At 66.1% G+C, this 18,451-nt stretch carries 18 protein-coding genes; 5 read left to right on the top strand and 13 right to left on the bottom strand.

Annotated elements, in window-relative coordinates:
• Position 1 precedes the first annotated feature (1 nt).
• Both ACQR1L_RS02000 and ACQR1L_RS01995 read left to right on the top strand, forming a co-directional pair.
• A complete protein-coding gene (locus ACQR1L_RS02000) occupies positions 2-3,154 on the top strand; it encodes a multidrug efflux RND transporter permease subunit (protein ID WP_434856239.1) in 3,153 nt (1,050 codons plus the stop codon).
• A gap of 372 nt (positions 3,155-3,526) precedes the next feature.
• A complete protein-coding gene (locus ACQR1L_RS01995; RefSeq protein WP_434856238.1) occupies positions 3,527-4,135 on the top strand; it encodes an outer membrane protein in 609 nt (202 codons plus the stop codon).
• Positions 4,136-4,146: 11 nt separating this feature from the next.
• Here ACQR1L_RS01995 and ACQR1L_RS01990 read toward each other — a convergent pair whose 3' ends face one another.
• The 11 genes from ACQR1L_RS01990 to tkt form a co-directional block, all read right to left on the bottom strand.
• Positions 4,147-4,677 (bottom strand): hypothetical protein, encoded by a 531-nt coding sequence (locus ACQR1L_RS01990; protein WP_434856237.1) that lies wholly within the window; start codon positions 4,675-4,677, stop codon positions 4,147-4,149.
• 77 nt (positions 4,678-4,754) lie between these two features.
• Entirely contained in the window at positions 4,755-5,546 is a 792-nt protein-coding gene (locus ACQR1L_RS01985) for an inositol monophosphatase family protein (RefSeq protein WP_434856236.1), read from the bottom strand.
• A 131-nt stretch (positions 5,547-5,677) separates the two neighbouring features.
• Positions 5,678-6,781, bottom strand: coding sequence for a tetratricopeptide repeat protein (locus ACQR1L_RS01980; protein WP_434856235.1), 1,104 nt, complete (start codon positions 6,779-6,781; stop codon positions 5,678-5,680).
• 8 nt (positions 6,782-6,789) lie between these two features.
• Entirely contained in the window at positions 6,790-7,467 is a 678-nt protein-coding gene (locus tag ACQR1L_RS01975) for a thiamine phosphate synthase (protein ID WP_434856234.1), read from the bottom strand.
• On the bottom strand, positions 7,468-8,490 hold the full coding sequence (locus tag ACQR1L_RS01970) for a class I fructose-bisphosphate aldolase (RefSeq protein WP_434856233.1): 1,023 nt from the start codon (positions 8,488-8,490) through the stop codon (positions 7,468-7,470).
• Between the two features lie 435 nt (positions 8,491-8,925).
• On the bottom strand, positions 8,926-9,993 hold the full coding sequence (fba, locus tag ACQR1L_RS01965) for a class II fructose-bisphosphate aldolase (RefSeq protein WP_434856232.1): 1,068 nt from the start codon (positions 9,991-9,993) through the stop codon (positions 8,926-8,928).
• A 185-nt stretch (positions 9,994-10,178) separates the two neighbouring features.
• Entirely contained in the window at positions 10,179-10,436 is a 258-nt protein-coding gene (locus ACQR1L_RS01960) for a hypothetical protein (protein ID WP_434856231.1), read from the bottom strand.
• A 45-nt stretch (positions 10,437-10,481) separates the two neighbouring features.
• A complete protein-coding gene (locus ACQR1L_RS01955; RefSeq protein ID WP_434856230.1) occupies positions 10,482-11,675 on the bottom strand; it encodes a phosphoglycerate kinase in 1,194 nt (397 codons plus the stop codon).
• 25 nt (positions 11,676-11,700) lie between these two features.
• Entirely contained in the window at positions 11,701-11,868 is a 168-nt protein-coding gene (locus ACQR1L_RS01950) for a hypothetical protein (protein ID WP_434856229.1), read from the bottom strand.
• Between the two features lie 104 nt (positions 11,869-11,972).
• Positions 11,973-12,980 carry a type I glyceraldehyde-3-phosphate dehydrogenase gene (gene gap, locus ACQR1L_RS01945; RefSeq protein WP_434856228.1) on the bottom strand — a complete coding sequence of 336 codons (1,008 nt, stop codon included), beginning with the start codon at positions 12,978-12,980 and terminating at the stop codon, positions 11,973-11,975.
• Between the two features lie 215 nt (positions 12,981-13,195).
• The gene (gene tkt / locus ACQR1L_RS01940; protein ID WP_434856227.1) at positions 13,196-15,181 is read right to left on the bottom strand and encodes a transketolase; all 1,986 of its coding nucleotides are present in this window, start codon (positions 15,179-15,181) and stop codon (positions 13,196-13,198) included.
• A 270-nt stretch (positions 15,182-15,451) separates the two neighbouring features.
• Between tkt and ACQR1L_RS01935 the strand changes: the two genes are divergently transcribed.
• Both ACQR1L_RS01935 and ACQR1L_RS01930 read left to right on the top strand, forming a co-directional pair.
• A complete protein-coding gene (locus tag ACQR1L_RS01935; protein ID WP_009029343.1) occupies positions 15,452-15,799 on the top strand; it encodes a DUF4164 domain-containing protein in 348 nt (115 codons plus the stop codon).
• Positions 15,796-16,179 carry a cell division protein ZapA gene (locus tag ACQR1L_RS01930; protein WP_434856226.1) on the top strand — a complete coding sequence of 128 codons (384 nt, stop codon included), beginning with the start codon at positions 15,796-15,798 and terminating at the stop codon, positions 16,177-16,179. Before ACQR1L_RS01935 ends, ACQR1L_RS01930 begins: the two co-directional genes overlap by 4 nt.
• A 133-nt stretch (positions 16,180-16,312) precedes the next feature.
• Here the strand turns inward: ACQR1L_RS01930 and ACQR1L_RS01925 are convergent, their stop codons facing one another.
• Together ACQR1L_RS01925 and ACQR1L_RS01920 are read right to left on the bottom strand one after the other, a co-directional pair.
• Positions 16,313-16,699, bottom strand: a complete 387-nt coding sequence (locus ACQR1L_RS01925; protein ID WP_434856225.1) for an ester cyclase — start codon at positions 16,697-16,699, stop codon at positions 16,313-16,315.
• A 67-nt stretch (positions 16,700-16,766) separates the two neighbouring features.
• Complete coding sequence (locus ACQR1L_RS01920; RefSeq protein ID WP_434856224.1) at positions 16,767-16,970, bottom strand: hypothetical protein; 204 nt, start codon at positions 16,968-16,970, stop codon at positions 16,767-16,769.
• A gap of 206 nt (positions 16,971-17,176) precedes the next feature.
• On the opposite strand from ACQR1L_RS01920, the gene ACQR1L_RS01915 reads away from it, so the two are divergent.
• Positions 17,177-18,451 carry a serine hydrolase domain-containing protein gene (locus ACQR1L_RS01915; RefSeq protein ID WP_434856223.1) on the top strand — a complete coding sequence of 425 codons (1,275 nt, stop codon included), beginning with the start codon at positions 17,177-17,179 and terminating at the stop codon, positions 18,449-18,451.

Raw genomic sequence — 18,451 nt, 5'->3', positions numbered from 1 at the left:
GATGCCGAGTTTCTTCATCGACAGGCCGATCTTCGCCTGGGTCGTCGCGCTGTTCATCTGCCTGATCGGCGCGATCGCGATCCCGCTGCTGGCGGTGGCGCAATATCCGATCATCGCGCCGCCCTCGATCTCGATCTCGACCAGCTATCCCGGCGCCTCGCCTGAAAATCTCTACAACAGCGTGACGCGGCTGATCGAGGAGGAGCTCAACGGCGCCTCCGGCATCCTCAACTTCGAATCGACCAGCGACTCGCTGGGGCAGGTCGAGATCACCGCCAACTTCGTCCCGGGCACGTCCACCAACGATGCCTCGGTCGAGGTGCAGAACCGCCTCAAGCGCGTCGAGGCGCGGCTGCCGCGCGCGGTCATCCAGCAGGGTATCCTGGTCGAGGAGGCCTCGGCCGCCGTGCTGCAGATCATTACCCTGCAATCGACCGACGGCAGCCTCGACGAGGTCGGCCTCGGCGACTTCATGATCCGCAACGTGCTTGGTGAAATCCGCCGTATCCCCGGCGTCGGCCGCGCCACGCTGTATTCGACCGAGCGCTCGCTGCGCGTCTGGCTCGACCCGGCCAAGCTGATCGGCTACGGCCTGACCGCCGACGACGTCACCAAGGCGATCGGCGCGCAGAACGCGCAGGTCGCCTCCGGCAGCATCGGCGCCGAGCCGGCCACGACCGTGCAGCGCACCTCGGCGCTGGTGCTGGTCAAGGGCCAGCTCGATTCGCCGGACGAGTTCGGCGCGATCATCCTGCGCGCCAATGCCGACGGCTCCACCGTGCGGCTGCGCGACGTCGCGCGCATCGAGATCGGCGGCCTCAGCTATCAGTTCAACACCCGCCTCAATGGCAAGCCGACCGCGGGTCTCTCGGTGCTGCTGTCGCCGACCGGCAACGCGCTGGCGACCGCGAGTGCGGTCGAGGCCAAGATGAAGGAGCTGTCGCGCTTCTTCCCCTCGAACATCGCCTATGAGATCCCCTACGACATCACGCCCGTCGTGAAGGCCTCGATCAAGCGCGTGCTGATGACCCTGGTCGAAGCGGTCGTGCTGGTGTTCGTCGTGATGTTCCTGTTCCTGCAGAACATCCGTTACACCATCATTCCAACCATCGTCGTGCCCGTGGCGCTGCTCGGCACCTGCGCGACGCTGATGCTGGTCGGCTACTCCATCAACATGCTGACGATGTTCGGCATGGTGCTCGCGGTCGGTATCCTCGTCGACGACGCCATCGTCGTGGTCGAGAACGTCGAGCGCATCATGACCGAGGAGGGGCTGTCGCCAAAGGAGGCGACGCGCAAGGCGATGGGCCAGATCACCGGCGCCATCATCGGCATCACCCTGGTGCTGATGGCGGTGTTCGTGCCGATGGCGTTCTTCCCCGGCTCGGTCGGCATCATCTACCGGCAGTTCTCGGTGACCATGGTGGCGGCGATCGGCTTCTCCGCGCTGCTCGCGCTGTCGCTGACCCCGGCGCTGTGCGCGACGCTTCTCAAGCCGGTCCAGGCCGGGCACGGTCATGCGAAGAGGGGCGTGTTCGGCTGGTTCAACCGCTTCATGGACGGCAGCCGCAACCGCTATGTCGGCGTCGTGCGCGGCGGCCTGCGCCGGACCGGGCGGCTGATGCTGATCTACGCGATCTTCCTGGCCGGTCTCAGCTACGCCTTCATCCAGTTGCCCGGCGGCTTCCTGCCGGTCGACGACCAGGGCTTCATCACCACCGACGTGCAGACGCCGGCGGATTCGTCCTATGCGCGGACTCAAGCTGCCGTCGAGGCGGTTGAGAAGTACTTGGCCAAGCGCGACGGCATCGAGGACGTCACCTTCCTCACCGGCTTCAGCTATGCCGGCCAGGGCGTCAACACCGCGCAGGCGTTCATCTCGCTGAAGGACTGGTCCGAGCGCGGCAAGCACGACAGCGCCGCGGCGCTGGTCGCCGACATCAACCGCGATCTCGCCTCGCTCCGCGACGCCAAGATCACCGCGCTGCAGCCGCCGCCGATCGATAATCTCGGCAACTCCTCCGGCTTCAGCTTCCGCCTGCAGGACCGCGGCCAGAAGGGCTACACCGCACTCGTTGCGGCCGCTGACCAGCTGATCGCGGAAGCCAATGCCAGCCCGGTGCTGCAGAAGGTCTATGTCGAGGGCCTGCCGCAAGGACCTCAGGTCAACCTGATGATCGACCGCGAGAAGGCCGGCGCCTTCGGCGTCACCTTCGAGGACATCAACAACACGATTTCGACCAATCTCGGTTCGAACTACGTGAACGATTTCCCCAATCGTGGCCGCATGCAGCGCGTCGTGGTGCAGGCCGACCGCATCAGCCGCATGAATGCGGACGACATCCTCAACTACAGCGTCAAGAACGCCAAGGGGCAGCTGGTGCCGTTCTCGTCGTTCGCCACCATTCAGTGGGCGAAGGGACCGACCCAGATCGCGGGCTTCAACTATTACCCCGCGATCCGCATCTCCGGCGAGGCCAAGCCGGGCTTCACCTCGGGCGATGCGCTCAACGAGATGGAGCGCCTGGCGGCCAAGCTGCCGCGCGGCTTTGGCTATGAGTGGACCGGGCAGTCGCTGCAGGAGAAGCTGTCCGGCTCGCAGGCGCCGCTGCTATTGGGATTGTCGGCGCTGGTCGTGTTCCTCTGCCTCGCCGCGCTGTACGAGAGCTGGACGATCCCGCTCGCGGTGCTGCTGACGGTGCCGCTCGGCATCCTCGGCGCGGTGGTCGCGGCCAATCTGCGCGGGCTGTCCAACGACGTCTACTTCACGGTGGCGCTGATCACGATCATCGGCCTCGCGGCCAAGGACGCGATCCTGATCATCGAGTTCGCCAAGGATCTGCGCGCCCATGGCAAGCCGCTGGTCGAGGCGACCGTCGAGGCGTGCTCGCTGCGCTTCCGTCCGATCATCATGACCGGCCTCGCCTTCGTCTGCGGCGTGCTGCCGATGTCGATGGCCACAGGCGCCGGCGGCGCCAGCCAGCAGGCGCTCGGCACCAACGTGATGGGCGGCATGATCGCGGTGGTGATCCTGGCGCTCTTGATGGTGCCGGTGTTCTTCGTCTCGGTGCAGCGCGTGCTGGCGGGCGATCGGGAGAAGGCGCCAGCGGCAGAGCGCGAGGCATATGGGCCGCCGGCGCCGGTGAAGTCGTAGACGGCCACGATCGCAATAGCTCACTCGGCCGATTGAGCCACGATCTCGCCATGCGATCGGTGCGCTCCCCTCCCCCTTGCGGGGAGGGGTCGGGGGTGGGGGTCTCCGAATTCCGCTCGATGTGATGAAATCCATTTCCATCACACGGGCACTCGATCCGGGTGAGCGAGAACGGACCCGTCTGCTCTTCCATTGGCGCACGAAGATGTGTGCCTTCCACGACATTCGGGGTTCGCGGACCCCCACCCCCGACCCCTCCCCGCAAGGGGGAGGGGAGCGCACCGCGGGTGCCGCGACATGGTGCTTCAATCCGCGTCACTGGAGTTCCCGACGCGACGCATGTATGCTCCGCCGACATGTAACGGGTACGGCATGTCGATGGTCTCTCGCAAATCTGCTCTTGCCTTCGCGCTCGCTGGCCTCTGCTTCGGCGGCCATGCGGCTCTCGCCCAATCCGGTCCTGTCAAATACTGGCTGCCAAGCTGGCCGATCGGCTTCAGCACCGATCCCGGCGTCGTGCAGAGCCTCGATTCCTACGGCAATGTTCCAGGCTTCACGACGAACGGCAGCAATAGCGGCTTCTTTGCGCGGTCCTACAGCGTGACGAACAATTGGGCGGCGCTGGCCGGCGTCGGGCTGGGCTCCAACATCGCCAACCGCTACGGCGGGCTGGGGTCTTACACCACCGAAGGCGCGCAATACGGCTACACCTTCAAGAGCGGCGTCAGCTTCTACGGCGGCTTCGACACCTTGAAATACAATCCCGGTCTCGGCGGCCCGTTCGCGACCTTCGATGGCCGCTCGAGCTCGACGCCCGCTTACGCCATCAATGGCGGTGTCGAATTCAAGCCGACGTCCAACATCAGCCTGTCGCTCGGCTTCAGCTATGCCGGCCAGTCGTCCGACCGCGTCGACAGCGACATCAACTCGCCGGCCTTGCCCGGCGCGACGCCGCAGGCGTTCATCAGCGGGCGCAGGTAGCTATACGACATTCATCGTAGCGCGGCTTTTCGCGCCTCGGATTTGGCCCGCTCCCGGGCGTCGCGGTACCAGCGTTGCTTTTCCTCCGGGCAATATAAGGCCTGCCAAGCCGGGGCAGTAAACTTGCCGTCGAGAGTCTTGCGAACCGACAATGTGTTTGTGTCGATCCTCTTCAGCAGCATGACTTCCCTGAATTTGCGTTCGTAAGGATGAGGATCGCCAAGCGAGATAGCCAGATTGTAGTCGTCACAGATGAGGCTCAATCGGATCGCGCCGGGCGCCGTATCCGTGAGCTTGGCGATCTTGCAAATTCGCTCATTGCTCAAGATGGCCTTTTTGGAGAGTTCGAGGATGAAATCTCCGAACTCGCCACATATCTCGTCGAAATTGTTGCCAGGGGCGGCATAGGTGCCGTCCGGCGGGCGCCAAGTTTCGGTCGATCTTTGAAGAATATCCTGACCTTGAGCGAGTGCCGAGCCAAGGAAGCAGAAAGCGGCCGCAATGCTCGCGGACACCACCGAACTGGCGACTCCATGCACCATCTTGTGGGATCCCTCACCGGCGCAGCATTTCGTCCGCGGATCGATTCCAGGCCGATCCTGGCCGTCGCCGAATCGAGCTAACCCGCGGCCTTCAGCACCTTCACCATCTCGCGGTGAATGATCTCATTGCCGCACACGACGTGCCCCGTCGCCAGCGCATCTTCCTTGCCGTCGATGCCCGACACGGTGCCGCCGGCCTCGCGCACCATGATCATGCCGGCGGCGATGTCCCAGGGCTGCAGGTCGCGTTCCCAATAGGCGTCGAAGCGGCCGGCGGCGACGAAGGCGAGGTCGAGCGAGGCGGCGCCGAAGCGGCGCAGGCCTGCGACCTTGACCTGCAGCGAGGTCATCTCGCGCAGGAACAGCTGGTGGTCGCCGCGGCCGATATGCGGCAGGCCGCAGGCGATGACGCATTCATGCAGCTGCTTGCGCGCGGCGACGCGCAGCCGCTGGTCGTTGAGGAACGCGCCCTTGCCGCGTTCCGCAATGTACAGCTCGTCATTGGCCGGATTGTAGATCACGCCGGCGATCACGGTGTCCTCGCGCTGGAGCGCGATCGAGATCGCGAATTGCGGGATGCCGTGCAGGAAGTTGGTGGTGCCGTCGAGCGGATCGACGATCCAGGTGTGCGACTTGTCGCTGCCTTCGCGCTTGCCGCCTTCCTCGCCGAGAAAACCATAGCCGGGACGCGCCTTGGAGAGGTCCTCGTACAGCATCTCCTCGGCCTTCTTGTCGGCGCGCGAGACGAAATTGGCGGGTCCCTTCAGCGACACCTGGAGGTGCTCGATCTCGCCGAGGTCGCGCTTGAGGTTGCGGCCGGCGCGGCGCGCGGCCTTGACCATGACATTGATGAGGGCGGAATGAATCATGTGCTCGATGCGCTGGTCTGGTCGCACCTTGCGGTGCGCGCCTTGCCGGTAGCGGGGGGCGGAGGCGGATGAAAATGGGGTGGCTGTGGGTGCCCTGAAGGGGCGGCCGCGTCAAGGCCGGAAGCGGCGGATCACTTGATGGTGCCGAGCCAGCGCTTGGCGGCCTGCTCGCCCTTGGCGCGGTCCTCGGGCGGCATGTCGGCGAACTTCTCGTCCAGCTTGGGGTCGCCCTTGCCGGCGGTCTTGGCCACCAGGTGCCATTTGTAGGCCTCGACCTTGTCCATCTGGGTCGCGATTCCATACAGCAGCACCCAGGCCAGCCGGTTCTGGGCCACCGGGCTGTTCTGACGGGCCGCCCGGCGCAGCAGCGAGATGGCCGCCGGCTGGTTCTTCGGGACGCCGGTGCCGTTGAACAGCGCGATGGCATATTCGACCTCGGCATCGACATTGTCGGCGATCGCCGCCGCCTGCAGCAGCCGGGCGGCCTTTTCGAGATCCTTTGGTACGCCGGTTCCTTCCTTGTAAAAGGTCGCCAGGGCGTATTGCGCCTCGGGGTTGCCGGCGTCGGCGGCCATACGCAGCAGCTCGGCCGAGCGCTCGAGGTTCTGCGGGAAGGTCTGGCCGTCGAGATAAAGCAGCGCCAGGTTATACGCCGCCTTGGGCTCGCCAAGCTTCGCTGCGGACGCCAGCAGCTTGACCGCCTCCGGCTTGTCGACCGGGCCGCCGCGTCCCGCCAGCCGCATCATCGCCAGCGCGAACATCGCCTCGCGGTCACCGGCCTCGGCGGCGCGCTTGTACCAGATCGCCGCCTTCTCATAGTCGCGGCGGATGCCCTGGGCGTTCTCATAGAGCTGGCCGAGCATCGCCATCGCCTTAGGATCGCCGGCTTGCGCGCGCGGCGTGGCGAGGTCGAAGGCGGTCTTGTACTGGCCGCGCTGATAGGCGCCATAGACGACATCGACGTTCGGGTCATTGGCGGCTGGCTGCGCCGTGGCGGCCGGCGCAGGCGCGGCCGGCTTGGCCGACGGGGCAGGGGCGGGGCTCGCCTTTTTCGCGGCAGGGGCCGGCGCCGGCGGCTTCGGCTTCTCCGCGGCCTTGTCGGCGGGTCGCTCGGCCGGCTTGGGCTTTTCGGCGGGCTGCTGAACCGCGGGAGGCGTCAGCGAGATCTGCGCATGTGCGCCCGTCGTCGCCACCGCGAACGCAGCAACAAGACATGTCAGGCGCAGCTTCGTCATGGGCGGCGTCAGCTCTGCCCGGCCACGGCGACCGGTGCGGCCGCATGGGCGTTCCGGATCACGGTGCCGATCTCGGCCAGCGCCGCGGCAGGCCCGCGGGCGTCGTTCCAGACGAGGTCGTCGACCAGCACGAAGTCCGCTCCGGCCGCGACGAAATCGGCGGCTTCCTTCAGCGAGATCGCGTAGCCGACGCAGGGCGGCTCGAACAGTTCGGCCCACCAGGCCAGCCGCTCGTTGACCGCATCCGGCGACGGCCGCCGGCCCTGCGCATCGCGCTCGCCGAACAGCACGTAATCGGCGCCAAGCTCGCCCGCGCGCATCGAATCATGCCGCGTTGACAGGCCGCCGCCGCCGGCGATGCGGTCCGGCTTCAGACCAGGCAAGGCCTCCTCCAGGGCGGCGATGCCGGTCAGATGTGCCCCATCCGCCCCGGCGCGGGCGACAATGTCGGGATGGCCGTCGATCAGCAGGGCAGCGCCGGTGCCCTGGATCGCGGGCGCCAGCGCCTTGACCGTCGTGATCATGCTGCGGGGGTCACTCTCCTTCAGCCGCACCAGCACCGCGGCCACGTCGGCGCTGGCGAGGATCGCCGTCAGGCTGGCGGCAAGGGCCGCCGCGTCGGTGACGACGGGCGTCGCGAGATAGAGGCGCGGCTCGGGCCGCGCGGATGTGGTCTTGGCGGTCACTTATGCAGCCTCGTGCTCGAGCGCCGGCGTCCATTGGCCGAGGCTCGCCTTCGCGTTCATGCGGGCGCGGTGGGTGAAGGCGCGCTGGCCCGCGGAGGCATTCTCGGCCTTGCCCGACCAGGCGCGCTGAGGCGCGGCCTGCAGCGCGCGGCCATAGGAGAAGGTGAGCTTCCACGGCAACGGATCCCGCCGGTTCATCGCATCGAGATGGGCCGTGGCCTGCGCCTCGGTCTGTCCACCGGACAGGAAGGCGATCCCGGGCACCGCTGTGGGCACGCACTCCTTGAGCAGCCGGATGGTCTTTTCCGCCACTTCTGCCACGTCGGCCTGCTCGGGGCATTTCTGGCCGGAGACCACCATGTTGGGCTTCAGGATCATGCCTTCCAGCGCGACCCTTTGCAGGCGCAGTTCACCGAACACCTCGTTCAGAACGCGGCGCGAGACATCGAAGCAGCGATCGACGGTGTGATCGCCGTCCATTAGCACCTCGGGCTCGACGATCGGCACGAGACCGGCGGCCTGGCACAGCGCCGCGTAGCGGCCGAGCGCATGTGCATTGACATGAACGGCGGTCATCGAAGGCAGCGTGTCCTTGTCGATCTCGATCACGGCCCGCCATTTGGCGAAGCGCGCGCCTAGCGCGTAGTACGCCTGCAGGCGATCCGCAAGCCGGTCGAGGCCGACCGTGACGCTCTCGCCGGGGCAGGCCGGCAGGGGTTGGGTGCCCTCGTCGACCTTGATGCCGGGAATGCTGCCGGCGCGCTTGATCAGCTCGACCAGCGGCGTGCCGTCGGCGGCCTCCTGGCGGATCGTCTCGTCATAGAGAATGACGCCGGAGATCGAGGCCATGCCCTCGCTGCGAAACAGCATCTCGCGATAGTCGCGACGGCTCTGCTCGGTCGACTCGACGTGGATGGCATCGAAGCGCTTCCTGATCGTCCCCGTCGATTCATCGGCGGCGAGGATCCCCTTGCCGGGCGCGACCATGGCAAGGGCGGTGGTGTTCAGTGCGGAGAGATTCATGCGTGGCTCCAGACACCTGCCCTGCCCATCAAAATAGACGGTTCTCGGGCGGTTGCCGAGCAAACATTGGCCGCAGGTAAGGCAGCCTCTCGGAGAGGTGAAGGAGAGGTTGCTGATTGAGGCAATCTCTCACGTCAGCGGCGGTCTGCTCCCCTCCCCCTTGCGGGGAGGGGTCGGGGGTGGGGGTCTCCGGGCGCTGAATTCAGCGAGATGCGACCGGAATCCTCAACGATCAACTGTCGAATGTTTGCGAGGACGATCGCGCGTCCACGCTGCTCGTCATCGAGTTCGCCGATGCGCGGTATCGAGTGGATCATTGATAGCTCGACTCGGGGACCCCCACCCCCGACCCCTCCCCGCAAGGGGGAGGGGAGCTCACTGCCGCTGTTGCGACGATTGCGGTTCTTAACGAAGCGCTGCGAAGCGAGTAGTCGCTCACGCCACCTTCGGATCGAGCTCGCCCTTGGCGTAGCGCTTGGCCATTTCCGCGGTGGTCAATACGCGCTTGATCTTGCCGGCTTGGCCCGCGGTGTTGAACTCCTCGAAGCGCTGCTTGCAGAGCTTGGTCATCGCTTCCATCGCCGGCTTCAGGTACTTGCGCGGATCGAACTCTTCCGGGTGCTGCGACAGCACCTTGCGGATCTGGCCGGTCATCGCCATGCGGTTGTCGGTGTCGATGTTGATCTTGCGCACACCGTTCTTGATGCCGCGCTGGATCTCGGCGACCGGCACGCCCCAGGTCGGCTTCATCTTGCCGCCGAAGGAGTTGATGATCTCCTGCAGGTCCTGCGGCACCGACGATGAGCCGTGCATCACGAGATGCGTGTTCGGCAGCTTGCGGTGGATCTCCTCGATCACGTTCATGGCGAGGATGTCGCCGTCCGGCTTGCGCGTGAACTTGTAGGCGCCATGCGAGGTGCCCATGGCGATCGCGAGCGCGTCGACCTTGGTCTCCTGAACGAACTTCACGGCCTCGTCGGGATTGGTCAGCAGCTGGTCGTGCGACAGCTTGCCCTCGGCGCCGTGGCCGTCTTCCTTGTCGCCCATGCCGGTCTCGAGCGAGCCGAGCACGCCGAGCTCGCCCTCGACCGAGATGCCGCCGAGATGCGCCATCGTCGTCACGGTCCTGGTGACGCCGACATTGTACTCCCAGTCGCCGGGGGTCTTGCCGTCGGCCTTCAGCGAGCCGTCCATCATCACCGAGGTGAAGCCGGACTGGATCGCGGTCATGCAGGTCGCCGGCTCGTTGCCGTGGTCGAGATGCACGCAAATCGGGATCTGCGGATAGATCTCGGTCAGCGCGTCCATCATGTGCTTGAGCATGACGTCGTTGGCATAGGCGCGGGCGCCGCGCGAGGCCTGGATGATGACCGGCGACTCCGTCGAGCTCGCCGCTTCCATGATGGCCAGCGCCTGTTCCATGTTGTTGATGTTGAAGGCCGGGACGCCGTAATCGTGCTCCGCCGCGTGATCGAGCAATTGACGCAACGTAATACGGGCCATGTCTGGAACTCCCTGGGATAAGAATTGGACCGTGCGGCTGACGCACGCGTCGAAACGGCTGCACCGTGCATAACGCGGTGGTGAACGGAATCCAAGGGTGGCGGAGACGCAGGCCGAAGGAGAGGGCGTCAGGCGGTGCCTAAAGGTTAGTACCGACGCGAGCGCCGCAAGCCGACAACGCCGGATCAGCTCTTCCTGGCTTCAAGAGCGGCGATACGCTCCTCAACCTCGGTGACACGCTCGTCGAAGTCGCTGGCGGCTGCGCGCATCATGACCAGCATGCCGGCGGAATCGCGCCGCTGCTTGCGGATCAAACCTTCCATCCGGTCGTGCTCGGCGCGATTGTCCTGCCGGAATTGTCCGATCTCTGATCGGAGCGCAGCAATGCTCTCCTCAATCTTGATCAGGATCGAGTGGACAGCATCTGTCGGGGTCTCGGCCATGAATGGAACATAACAGAAACATCCATGGCCGACAAGCTCGGAGGTTCAGGCCTTCAGCACTTCGACGCCCGGCAGCGGCTTGCCTTCCATCCATTCGAGGAAGGCGCCGCCTGCGGTCGAGACGTAGCTGAAATCGCCGGCCACGCCGGCTTGGTTGAGGGCCGCGACGGTGTCGCCGCCGCCGGCCACCGAGATCAGCTTCTTGGCCTTGGTGCGCTCGGCCGCATGCTTGGCGGCGACCATGGTGCCGCGGTCGAACGGCGTGAGCTCGAAGGCGCCGACCGGGCCGTTCCAGACCAGGGTCGCGGCGTCATCGATCGCGGCATGGATGCGCGCGGTCGATTGCGGGCCGACGTCGAGGATCATGCTGTCAGGCGGGATCGCGTCGAGGCCATAGGCGAACGACGGCGAGTTGGCCGCGAAGTGGAACGACACGGTGGCGTCGACGGGCAGGATGATGGCGCAGTTCGACGCCTCCGCCTTCTCCATGATCCGCAGCGCGGTCGCGGCGAGATCCTTCTCGGCCAGCGACTTGCCGATCTGCACGCCCTGGGCATGCAGGAAGGTGTTGGCCATGCCGCCGCCGATGACGAGCGCGTCCACCTTGGTGACGAGGTTTTCCAAGAGGTCGATCTTGGTCGAGACCTTGGCGCCGCCGACGATCGCGATGACGGGCTTGGCAGGACGGCCCAGCGCCTTGTCGAGCGCATCGAGCTCGGCCTGCATGGTGCGGCCTGCGTAAGCCGGGAGCTTGTGGCCGAGGCCCTCAGTCGAGGCGTGGGCACGGTGCGCGGCCGAGAACGCGTCGTTGACCCAGATGTCACCGAGCTTGGCGAGCTCGGCGACGAAGGCCGGATCGTTCTTCTCTTCCTCTTTGTGGAAGCGGGTGTTCTCAAGGCACAGCACGTCGCCGTCCGTCATCGCCGCGATGGCCTTCGCCGCCGGCTCGCCGATGCAGTCGTCGGCGAACGCGACGGGACGCTTGATCACCTGAGACAGCGCCGCCGCGACCGGCTTCAGGGAGTCCTTGGCGTCGCGCCCCTTCGGCCGGCCGAAATGCGCGAGCAGGATGACCTTGCCGCCCTTGCTCGCGATCTCGTTGATGGTCGGCGCGACGCGCTCGAGGCGCGTGGCATCGCTGACGTGGCCATTCTCCATGGGCACGTTGAGATCGACGCGCAGCAGCACGCGCTTTCCCTTGGGATCGACGTCATCGAGGGTGCGGAAGTTTCCTGCCATGTTTCACCATGCGTTGTGGTGGGCGTTATCCGTGATGGTCGGTCGGAGACGAGTCCGAGGGTGGCGAGAAGCCACCGCTGTCCATTCCATCGCGGTTCGGAGTCTTGAGCTTGCCGCCCTGGCGGAAGCCGTAAGCAATGATGCCGATCAGCAGAACGACGCCGGGAATTCCGATCCAGTGCGGAAGGGCCATGGCGCTCTCCTGAGCCGTCATTCCGGGGCGATGCAAAGCATCGAACCCGGAATCTCGAGATTCCGGGTTCGCCTCTGCGAGGCGCCCCGGAATGACTGGGAGAATTACAGCAGCTTGCCCATCGCGACGGCCGTGTCGGCCATGCGGTTCGAGAAGCCCCACTCGTTGTCGTACCAGGACATCACGCGCACGAGGTTGCCGTTCATGACCTTGGTCTGGTCCATGTGGAACGTCGAGGAGTGCGGGTCGTGGTTGAAGTCGATCGAGACGTTCGGCGCGGTGGTGTAGCCGAGCACGCCCTTGAGCTCCTGCTCGGCGGCGCGCTTGATCGCCTCGTTGATCTCCTTAGGCTCGGTGTTGCGCTTGGCGACGATCTTGAGGTCGACCACCGAGACGTTCGGCGTCGGCACGCGGATCGCGACGCCGTCGAGCTTGCCCTTCAGCTCGGGGAGCACCAGGCCGATCGCCTTGGCGGCGCCGGTCGAGGTCGGGATCATCGACATCGCCGCCGCGCGGCCGCGATAGAGATCCTTGTGCATCGTGTCGAGCGTCGGCTGGTCGCCGGTGTAGGCATGGATCGTGGTCATGAAGCCGGTCTCGATGCCGACGGTGTCGTTCAGCACCTTGGCGACCGGCGCCAGGCAGTTGGTGGTGCACGAGCCGTTGGAGACGACGAGATGGTCCTTCGTCAGCGTCGTGTGGTTGACGCCGTAGACGATGGTGGCGTCGGCGCCGTCGGCCGGGGCCGAGACCAGCACGCGCTTGGCGCCGGCGGTGAGATGCGCGGAGGCCTTGTCCTTGGAGGTGAAGATGCCGGTGCATTCCAGCGCGATGTCGACGCCGAGGTCCTTCCACGGCAGCTTCGACGGATCACGCTCGGCGGTGACCTTGATCTTGCCGCTGCCGATATCGATGCTGTCGCCGTCGACCGTCACGGTATGGGGGAAACGGCCGTGCACGCTGTCGAAGCGCAGCAGGTGGGCATTGGTCTCGACCGGGCCGAGATCGTTGATGCCGACCACCACGATGTCCTTGCGACCCGATTCCGCGATGGCGCGCAGAACGTTGCGGCCGATGCGGCCAAACCCGTTGATCCCGACCCGGACTGCCATGTTCGTCTCCTTCAATGACGTTTCTCGTCCCCCGCAGCCGCCCCTGGCGAAGGGCTCTACGAGGGTTTGGACCTGGTGACGCCCGGTTCTGCCGGGCGGGAGCGGACGATATGCGCCTTTGGTAGTCCTTTTTTTGCGTCCGCTCAACCGTCGCGAATCAGTTGGACGCGCGGGGCTCTCGCTGTGGTGAACCGCCGCGCGATGTCTGGGATGCTTTACGCCAGCCGCTGCACCGCCGCCTCGACGGCCGCCTCGGCGGTGATGCCGAAATGCTTGTAGAGCTCCTTGGCGGGACCGCTCTCGCCGAACGAATGCATGCCGATGAAGACGCCGTCCTGGCCGATCACGGCGTCCCAACCCCAGCGCACCGCGGCTTCGATCGCGATCTTGACCGGCGCGTTGCCGATGATCTTGGCCTTCGCCTCGGCCGGCTGCTCCAAGAGCAGCTCCAGAGACGGCACCGACACGACGCGGGCGGGGATGCCGCGCTCGGCGAGCTGCTTCTGCGCGGCCACCGCGATCTCGACCTCGGAGCCGGTGGCGAACAGCGACACCTTGGCCTCGCCCTGCGCTGCGACCAGCTCATAGCCGCCATGACCGCAGGGATTGTCTGATGGCGCCGATGTGCGCAGCTGCGGCAGGTTCTGCCGCGTCAGCGCCAGCACGGTTGGGCCGTTGGTGCGGTTGAGCGCCAGCTCCCAGCACTCGGCGGTCTCGACCGCGTCGGCCGGGCGGAACACGCGCATGTTCGGGATCGCGCGCAAGGCGGCGAGATGCTCGACCGGCTGGTGCGTCGGGCCGTCCTCGCCGAGACCGATGGAATCGTGCGTCAGCACGTAGACGACGCCGGCGCCCATCAATGCCGACAGCCTGATAGCGCCGCGGGCGTAGTCGGAGAACACCAGGAAGGTGGCGCCGTTCGGCGCAAAGCCGCCATGCAGGAAGATGCCGTTCATGGCCGCGGCCATGCCGTGCTCGCGGATGCCGTAATGGATGAAGCGGCCCTTCGGCGTCTTGGCCGAGAACGAGGTGGCCGATTTCGCCTTGTTGTTGTTGGAGCCGGTGAGGTCGGCGGAGCCGGCCACGAATTCGAACGGCATCGCCGCGGCGATCACTTCGATCGCCGCTTCCGACGATTTGCGGGTGGCGATGTTGAGCGGATTTTCCAGCAGCGCCTTCTTGTGGTCCTTCAGCGCCTTTGCCAGCGCGGCGGGACGCTCGTGGCGCAGCCGGCGTTCGAACTCGGAGCGCTTGCGCGGGCCCATCTCGCCGAGCCGGGTCTCCCACTCGGTGCGGGCAGCCGCGCCGCGGCGGCCGGCCTCACGCCAGGCGGCGAGCACGTCGTCGGGCACGGAGAACGGCTCCTGCGAAATGCCGAGCTTCTCCTTGGCGCCCTTCAGCTCCTCGGCGCCGAGCGCCTCGCCATGCACCTTGGAGGTGCCGGCCTTGGTCGGCGCGCCGTAGCCGATTGTGGTCTTGCAGGCGATCAGCGACGGCTTCGAGGACTTCTGTGCCCGAGCGATCGCGGCGGCAATCGCCTCCGGGTCATGGCCGTCGATCAGCTCGGCGGCCCAGCCGCAGGCCTTGAAGCGCTTCACCTGGTCGACCGAGTCGGCGATCGACAGCGGGCCGTCGATCGAGATGCCGTTGTCATCCCACAGCACGATCAGCTTGTTGAGCTTCCAGTGCCCGGCCATCGCAATCGCTTCCTGGGAGATGCCCTCCATCAGGTCGCCGTCCGAGGCCAGCACGTAGGTGTGATGGTCGACGATCTTCTTGCCGTACTCCGCCTGCAGCATCTTCTCGGCCAGCGCCATGCCGACCGCGGTGGAAATGCCCTGGCCGAGCGGGCCGGTGGTGGTCTCGATGCCCTTGGTGCGGAAATTCTCCGGATGGCCCGGCGTGAGCGAATCGACCTGGCGGAAGCGCTTGATCTGGTCGAGCGTCATCTCCTCGTTGCCGGTCAGATACAGCAGCGCGTACAGCAGCATCGACCCGTGGCCGGCCGACAATACAAAGCGGTCGCGGTCCGGCCAGGCGGGCGCGGCCGCATCATATTTCAGCACGCGGGTGAACAGCACGGTGGCGACGTCGGCGGCGCCCATCGGCAGGCCGGGATGACCCGATTTCGCCTTTTCGACGGCGTCCATTGCGAGCGCGCGGATGGCATTGGCCATGCGGGAGTGATCGACCTGCGTCATGCTGGAATCCGTCCAAACGTGAAATGCTGATGACAGGAGAGCCGCCGGTATCGCTGGCGGGCCGGGATTTTGCGGCTGATTAGCACCTCAGTTCCGGGAATCAAAGGCAATGCAACGTCCCGGGCGTCCCAAAAGTTGCTTAGTAGTGCATAGTTTCGGCCGAGCGTTGCGCTTGGCTCGCCCAGCACGTAAGATTCTCCCCCTAAGCGCTTGCCGGACAGCGGCTTTTGTCGCAATCCGGGCGTGGTGGAAGGGCCTCGCATCCGTGTCATGAACGATCACCCTGCCAATCTTGCCGGCCAGGTGGAACCCGGCGCTGCCGATCTGGAGGCGGCGACGCGGCGCCTCATGACGGCGCTCGACGCGCTGGAGAGCGCGGTCGAGCGGCGTCGCGAGGCCGATCGCGACGAGGACGAGCTGGCGACGCGCATCCAGGCGCTCGGCGCCGACCGCTCGCGCCTCGCCGACGAGCTCGACGGTTCCCTGATGAAGACGCGCCGGCTGGAGCGCACCAACCGCGAGATCGCCGAGCGCCTCGACACCGCGATCGGCACCATCCGCGCGGTGCTCAATGGCGCCGGCCAGGACGGCGCCGAAGACGACGAGGATGACGAATGAGCCACATCAACGTCACCATCAACGGCCGCCAATACCGCATGGCCTGCGAGGAGGGCCAGGAGCTGCGGCTGCTCAAGCTCGCCGAGAGTCTCGAGACTCGCATCACCAATCTGCGCGGCAAGTTCGGCGAGATCGGCGACGCGCGGTTGACGGTGATGGCCGCGCTCACCGTCTGCGACGAACTGATCGACGCCAATCAGCGCGTGCAGACATTGGAGCAGGAGCTCGAAAGCCTGCGCAACGTCCGCAGCCAGTCCGCCGACCGCGCCCGCGCCACGCAGGTCGCGGTGGCGAAGGCCCTGAACGCCGCGGCCGAGCGCATCGAGCGTACGACGCAGGTGCTCAACCGCACCATCGGCGGTGGGGTGGCGATCGGGTAGGGCAGGCGAACTAATAAATTTTGGTTTTGCGCGATCTCTGTCGACTTGCTCCGTCATTGCGAGCGCAGCGAAGCAATCCAGGGCCGAGCAAGGACTCTGGATTACTTCGCTGCGCTCGCAATGACGATCGTAGTCAGAGCTGCGCCTCGATCGCTGCCTTGTCGATGACCGACCACACTTGCGCGATCCTGCCATCGCGGAATTCGTAGAACACGTTCTCGCTGAAGGCGACGCGCCGGCCGTTCACGGGCAGGCCGAGGAATTCGCCCTTCGGCGTGCAGTCGAAGTCCAGCCGGCTCGCGATGCGCGGCGGGTCGGACAGCAGCAGGCCGATGTTGAAGCGGAGATCGGGAATGTCGGCGAAGTTGCCGATCAGCATGTCGCGATAGCCGGTCAGTCCGAGCTCTCGGCCATTGTGGATGACGCGCTCATGCACGAAATCGCCAAGCGCCGGCCAGGCCTGCGCATTCAGGCAGACGATATAGGCGCGATAGTGATTGGCGAGCTCGGTTGCGGTCATCGGCTGCGCTTCATTCGGAACGAGAATGGGCCAACCTCTCGCAAGGGCAACGGTTCCGGGGACGTGATCAGAGACCTTCCAGGATCAGTGCGATCAGCTCCAACGGAAATGCTGCGGCCAGCGCGCCGATGACCAGGCCGACAAGGCCCAGCACCACCGCGCCGATCCGGCCGTCGGAGTGAAGGCCAGCGGCGACGCCCACCAATGCTCCGGTGGCCACCGCACAGACAGCCCAGATCGCGTGAACGACCCGTCCGATCGCCTTCAGCATGCGTGACCTCGCGCAACAGCGGGCCTCACCCGTCCCCAATCATTCGTCTTGCCACGCGGCGATTGTGCAGCAGCGAACGCGATTACATCGCCGCGATGCGCTGTGTTGCGAGCGCTTGTCGTTCGCTGCGTGCTGCCCTACTCCTGAGGCAGGCGGACATCGTCGAATCCCGTGACCACAAGCGGGATCGTGTCCGCCTCAGGGAGGTGCTCTTGAACAGACTGATCCTCGCGGCGGCCGCCGCGGCCTTCACCGCGCTCGCTGCTCCGCTCGCCGCAGCGCCGCTGCCCGAAGCCAAACCCGACGAGGTCGGCTTTTCGCAATCCGGCCTTGCCCGCATGGACGATTTCTTCGCCCGCGAGATCGCGGCCAAGCGTGTGCCCGGCGCGGTCGTCGCGATCGCCCGTGACGGCAGACTGGTGCACTACAAGGCCTATGGCCAGCTCGATCCGGTCAAGGGCACGCCGATGCCGCTGGACGCGATCTTCGCGCTGGCGTCGATGACCAAGCCGATGGCGGCGGTGGCGGGGCTCACCCTGATGGAGCAGGGCAGGCTGCCGCTGCAGGCGAAGCTCGCCGACTACTATCCCGCGTTCGCCGACATGAAGGTCGGCGTGGTGCAGGAGAACGGCGCGCTGCAAATGGTGCCGCAGGCGAGGCCGATCCTGATCCACGATCTCTATCGCCACACCTCGGGCCTGATGTATGGCGGCCGGCCCGACAGCGCGAGCCCCGTGGCGCGGCTCTATCCAGACGGCATCGCGCCGGCGATCGAGGGCGACACCCAGGCCTTCATCGAGCGCCTGACCAAACTGCCGCTGGCGCATCAGCCGGGGACGCAGTTCGAATATGGCTTCTCGATCGACGTGCTCGGCGCCGTCGTCGAGAAGGTCAGCGAGCAGCGGCTCGGCGAATATCTGTCGAACAACGTCTGGAAGCCGCTCGGCATGCAGGACGCGACGTTCGCGCCGACAGACGCCCAGCGGCCGCGTCTGGCGCGGCCGTTCCCGAACGATCCGCTGACCGGCAAACCGCAGGCGATCAGGCTTCTGGACGTCACGACCAAGTCGGACTGCGGCGGCGCCTGCTCGTTCGCCACCATCGGCGACTACATCCGCTTCGGCCAGATGCTGCTCAATGGCGGCGAGCTCGATGGCGCGCGCATCCTGAGCCCGAAGACGGTGCACCACATGACCTCGAACCATCTCGGGCCCGAGATCAAGAACACGGTGGCCAACATCGAGCCGCATCGCGCCGGCTTCGGCTTTGGACTGAGCGTCGCCGTGCGGACCAGCGAAGGCCTGTCGGCGGTGCCCGGCAATCCCGGCGAGTTCAGCTGGAATGGCGCCTTCGGCACGCAGTTCTTCTGCGATCCCAAGGAGCGGCTCGTTGTGGTGGTCGGCACGGCCGCTCCCGGCGACCTGCGCAAATATTATCGGGAGCAGGTGCAGGACATCGTCTACGGCGCCATGGTAAAGTAG

This window comes from Bradyrhizobium sp. HKCCYLR20261, from assembly GCF_051168435.1.
Taxonomy (GTDB): Bacteria; Pseudomonadota; Alphaproteobacteria; order Rhizobiales; family Xanthobacteraceae; genus Bradyrhizobium.
This window is presented reverse-complemented; position numbering and strand designations above follow the sequence as displayed.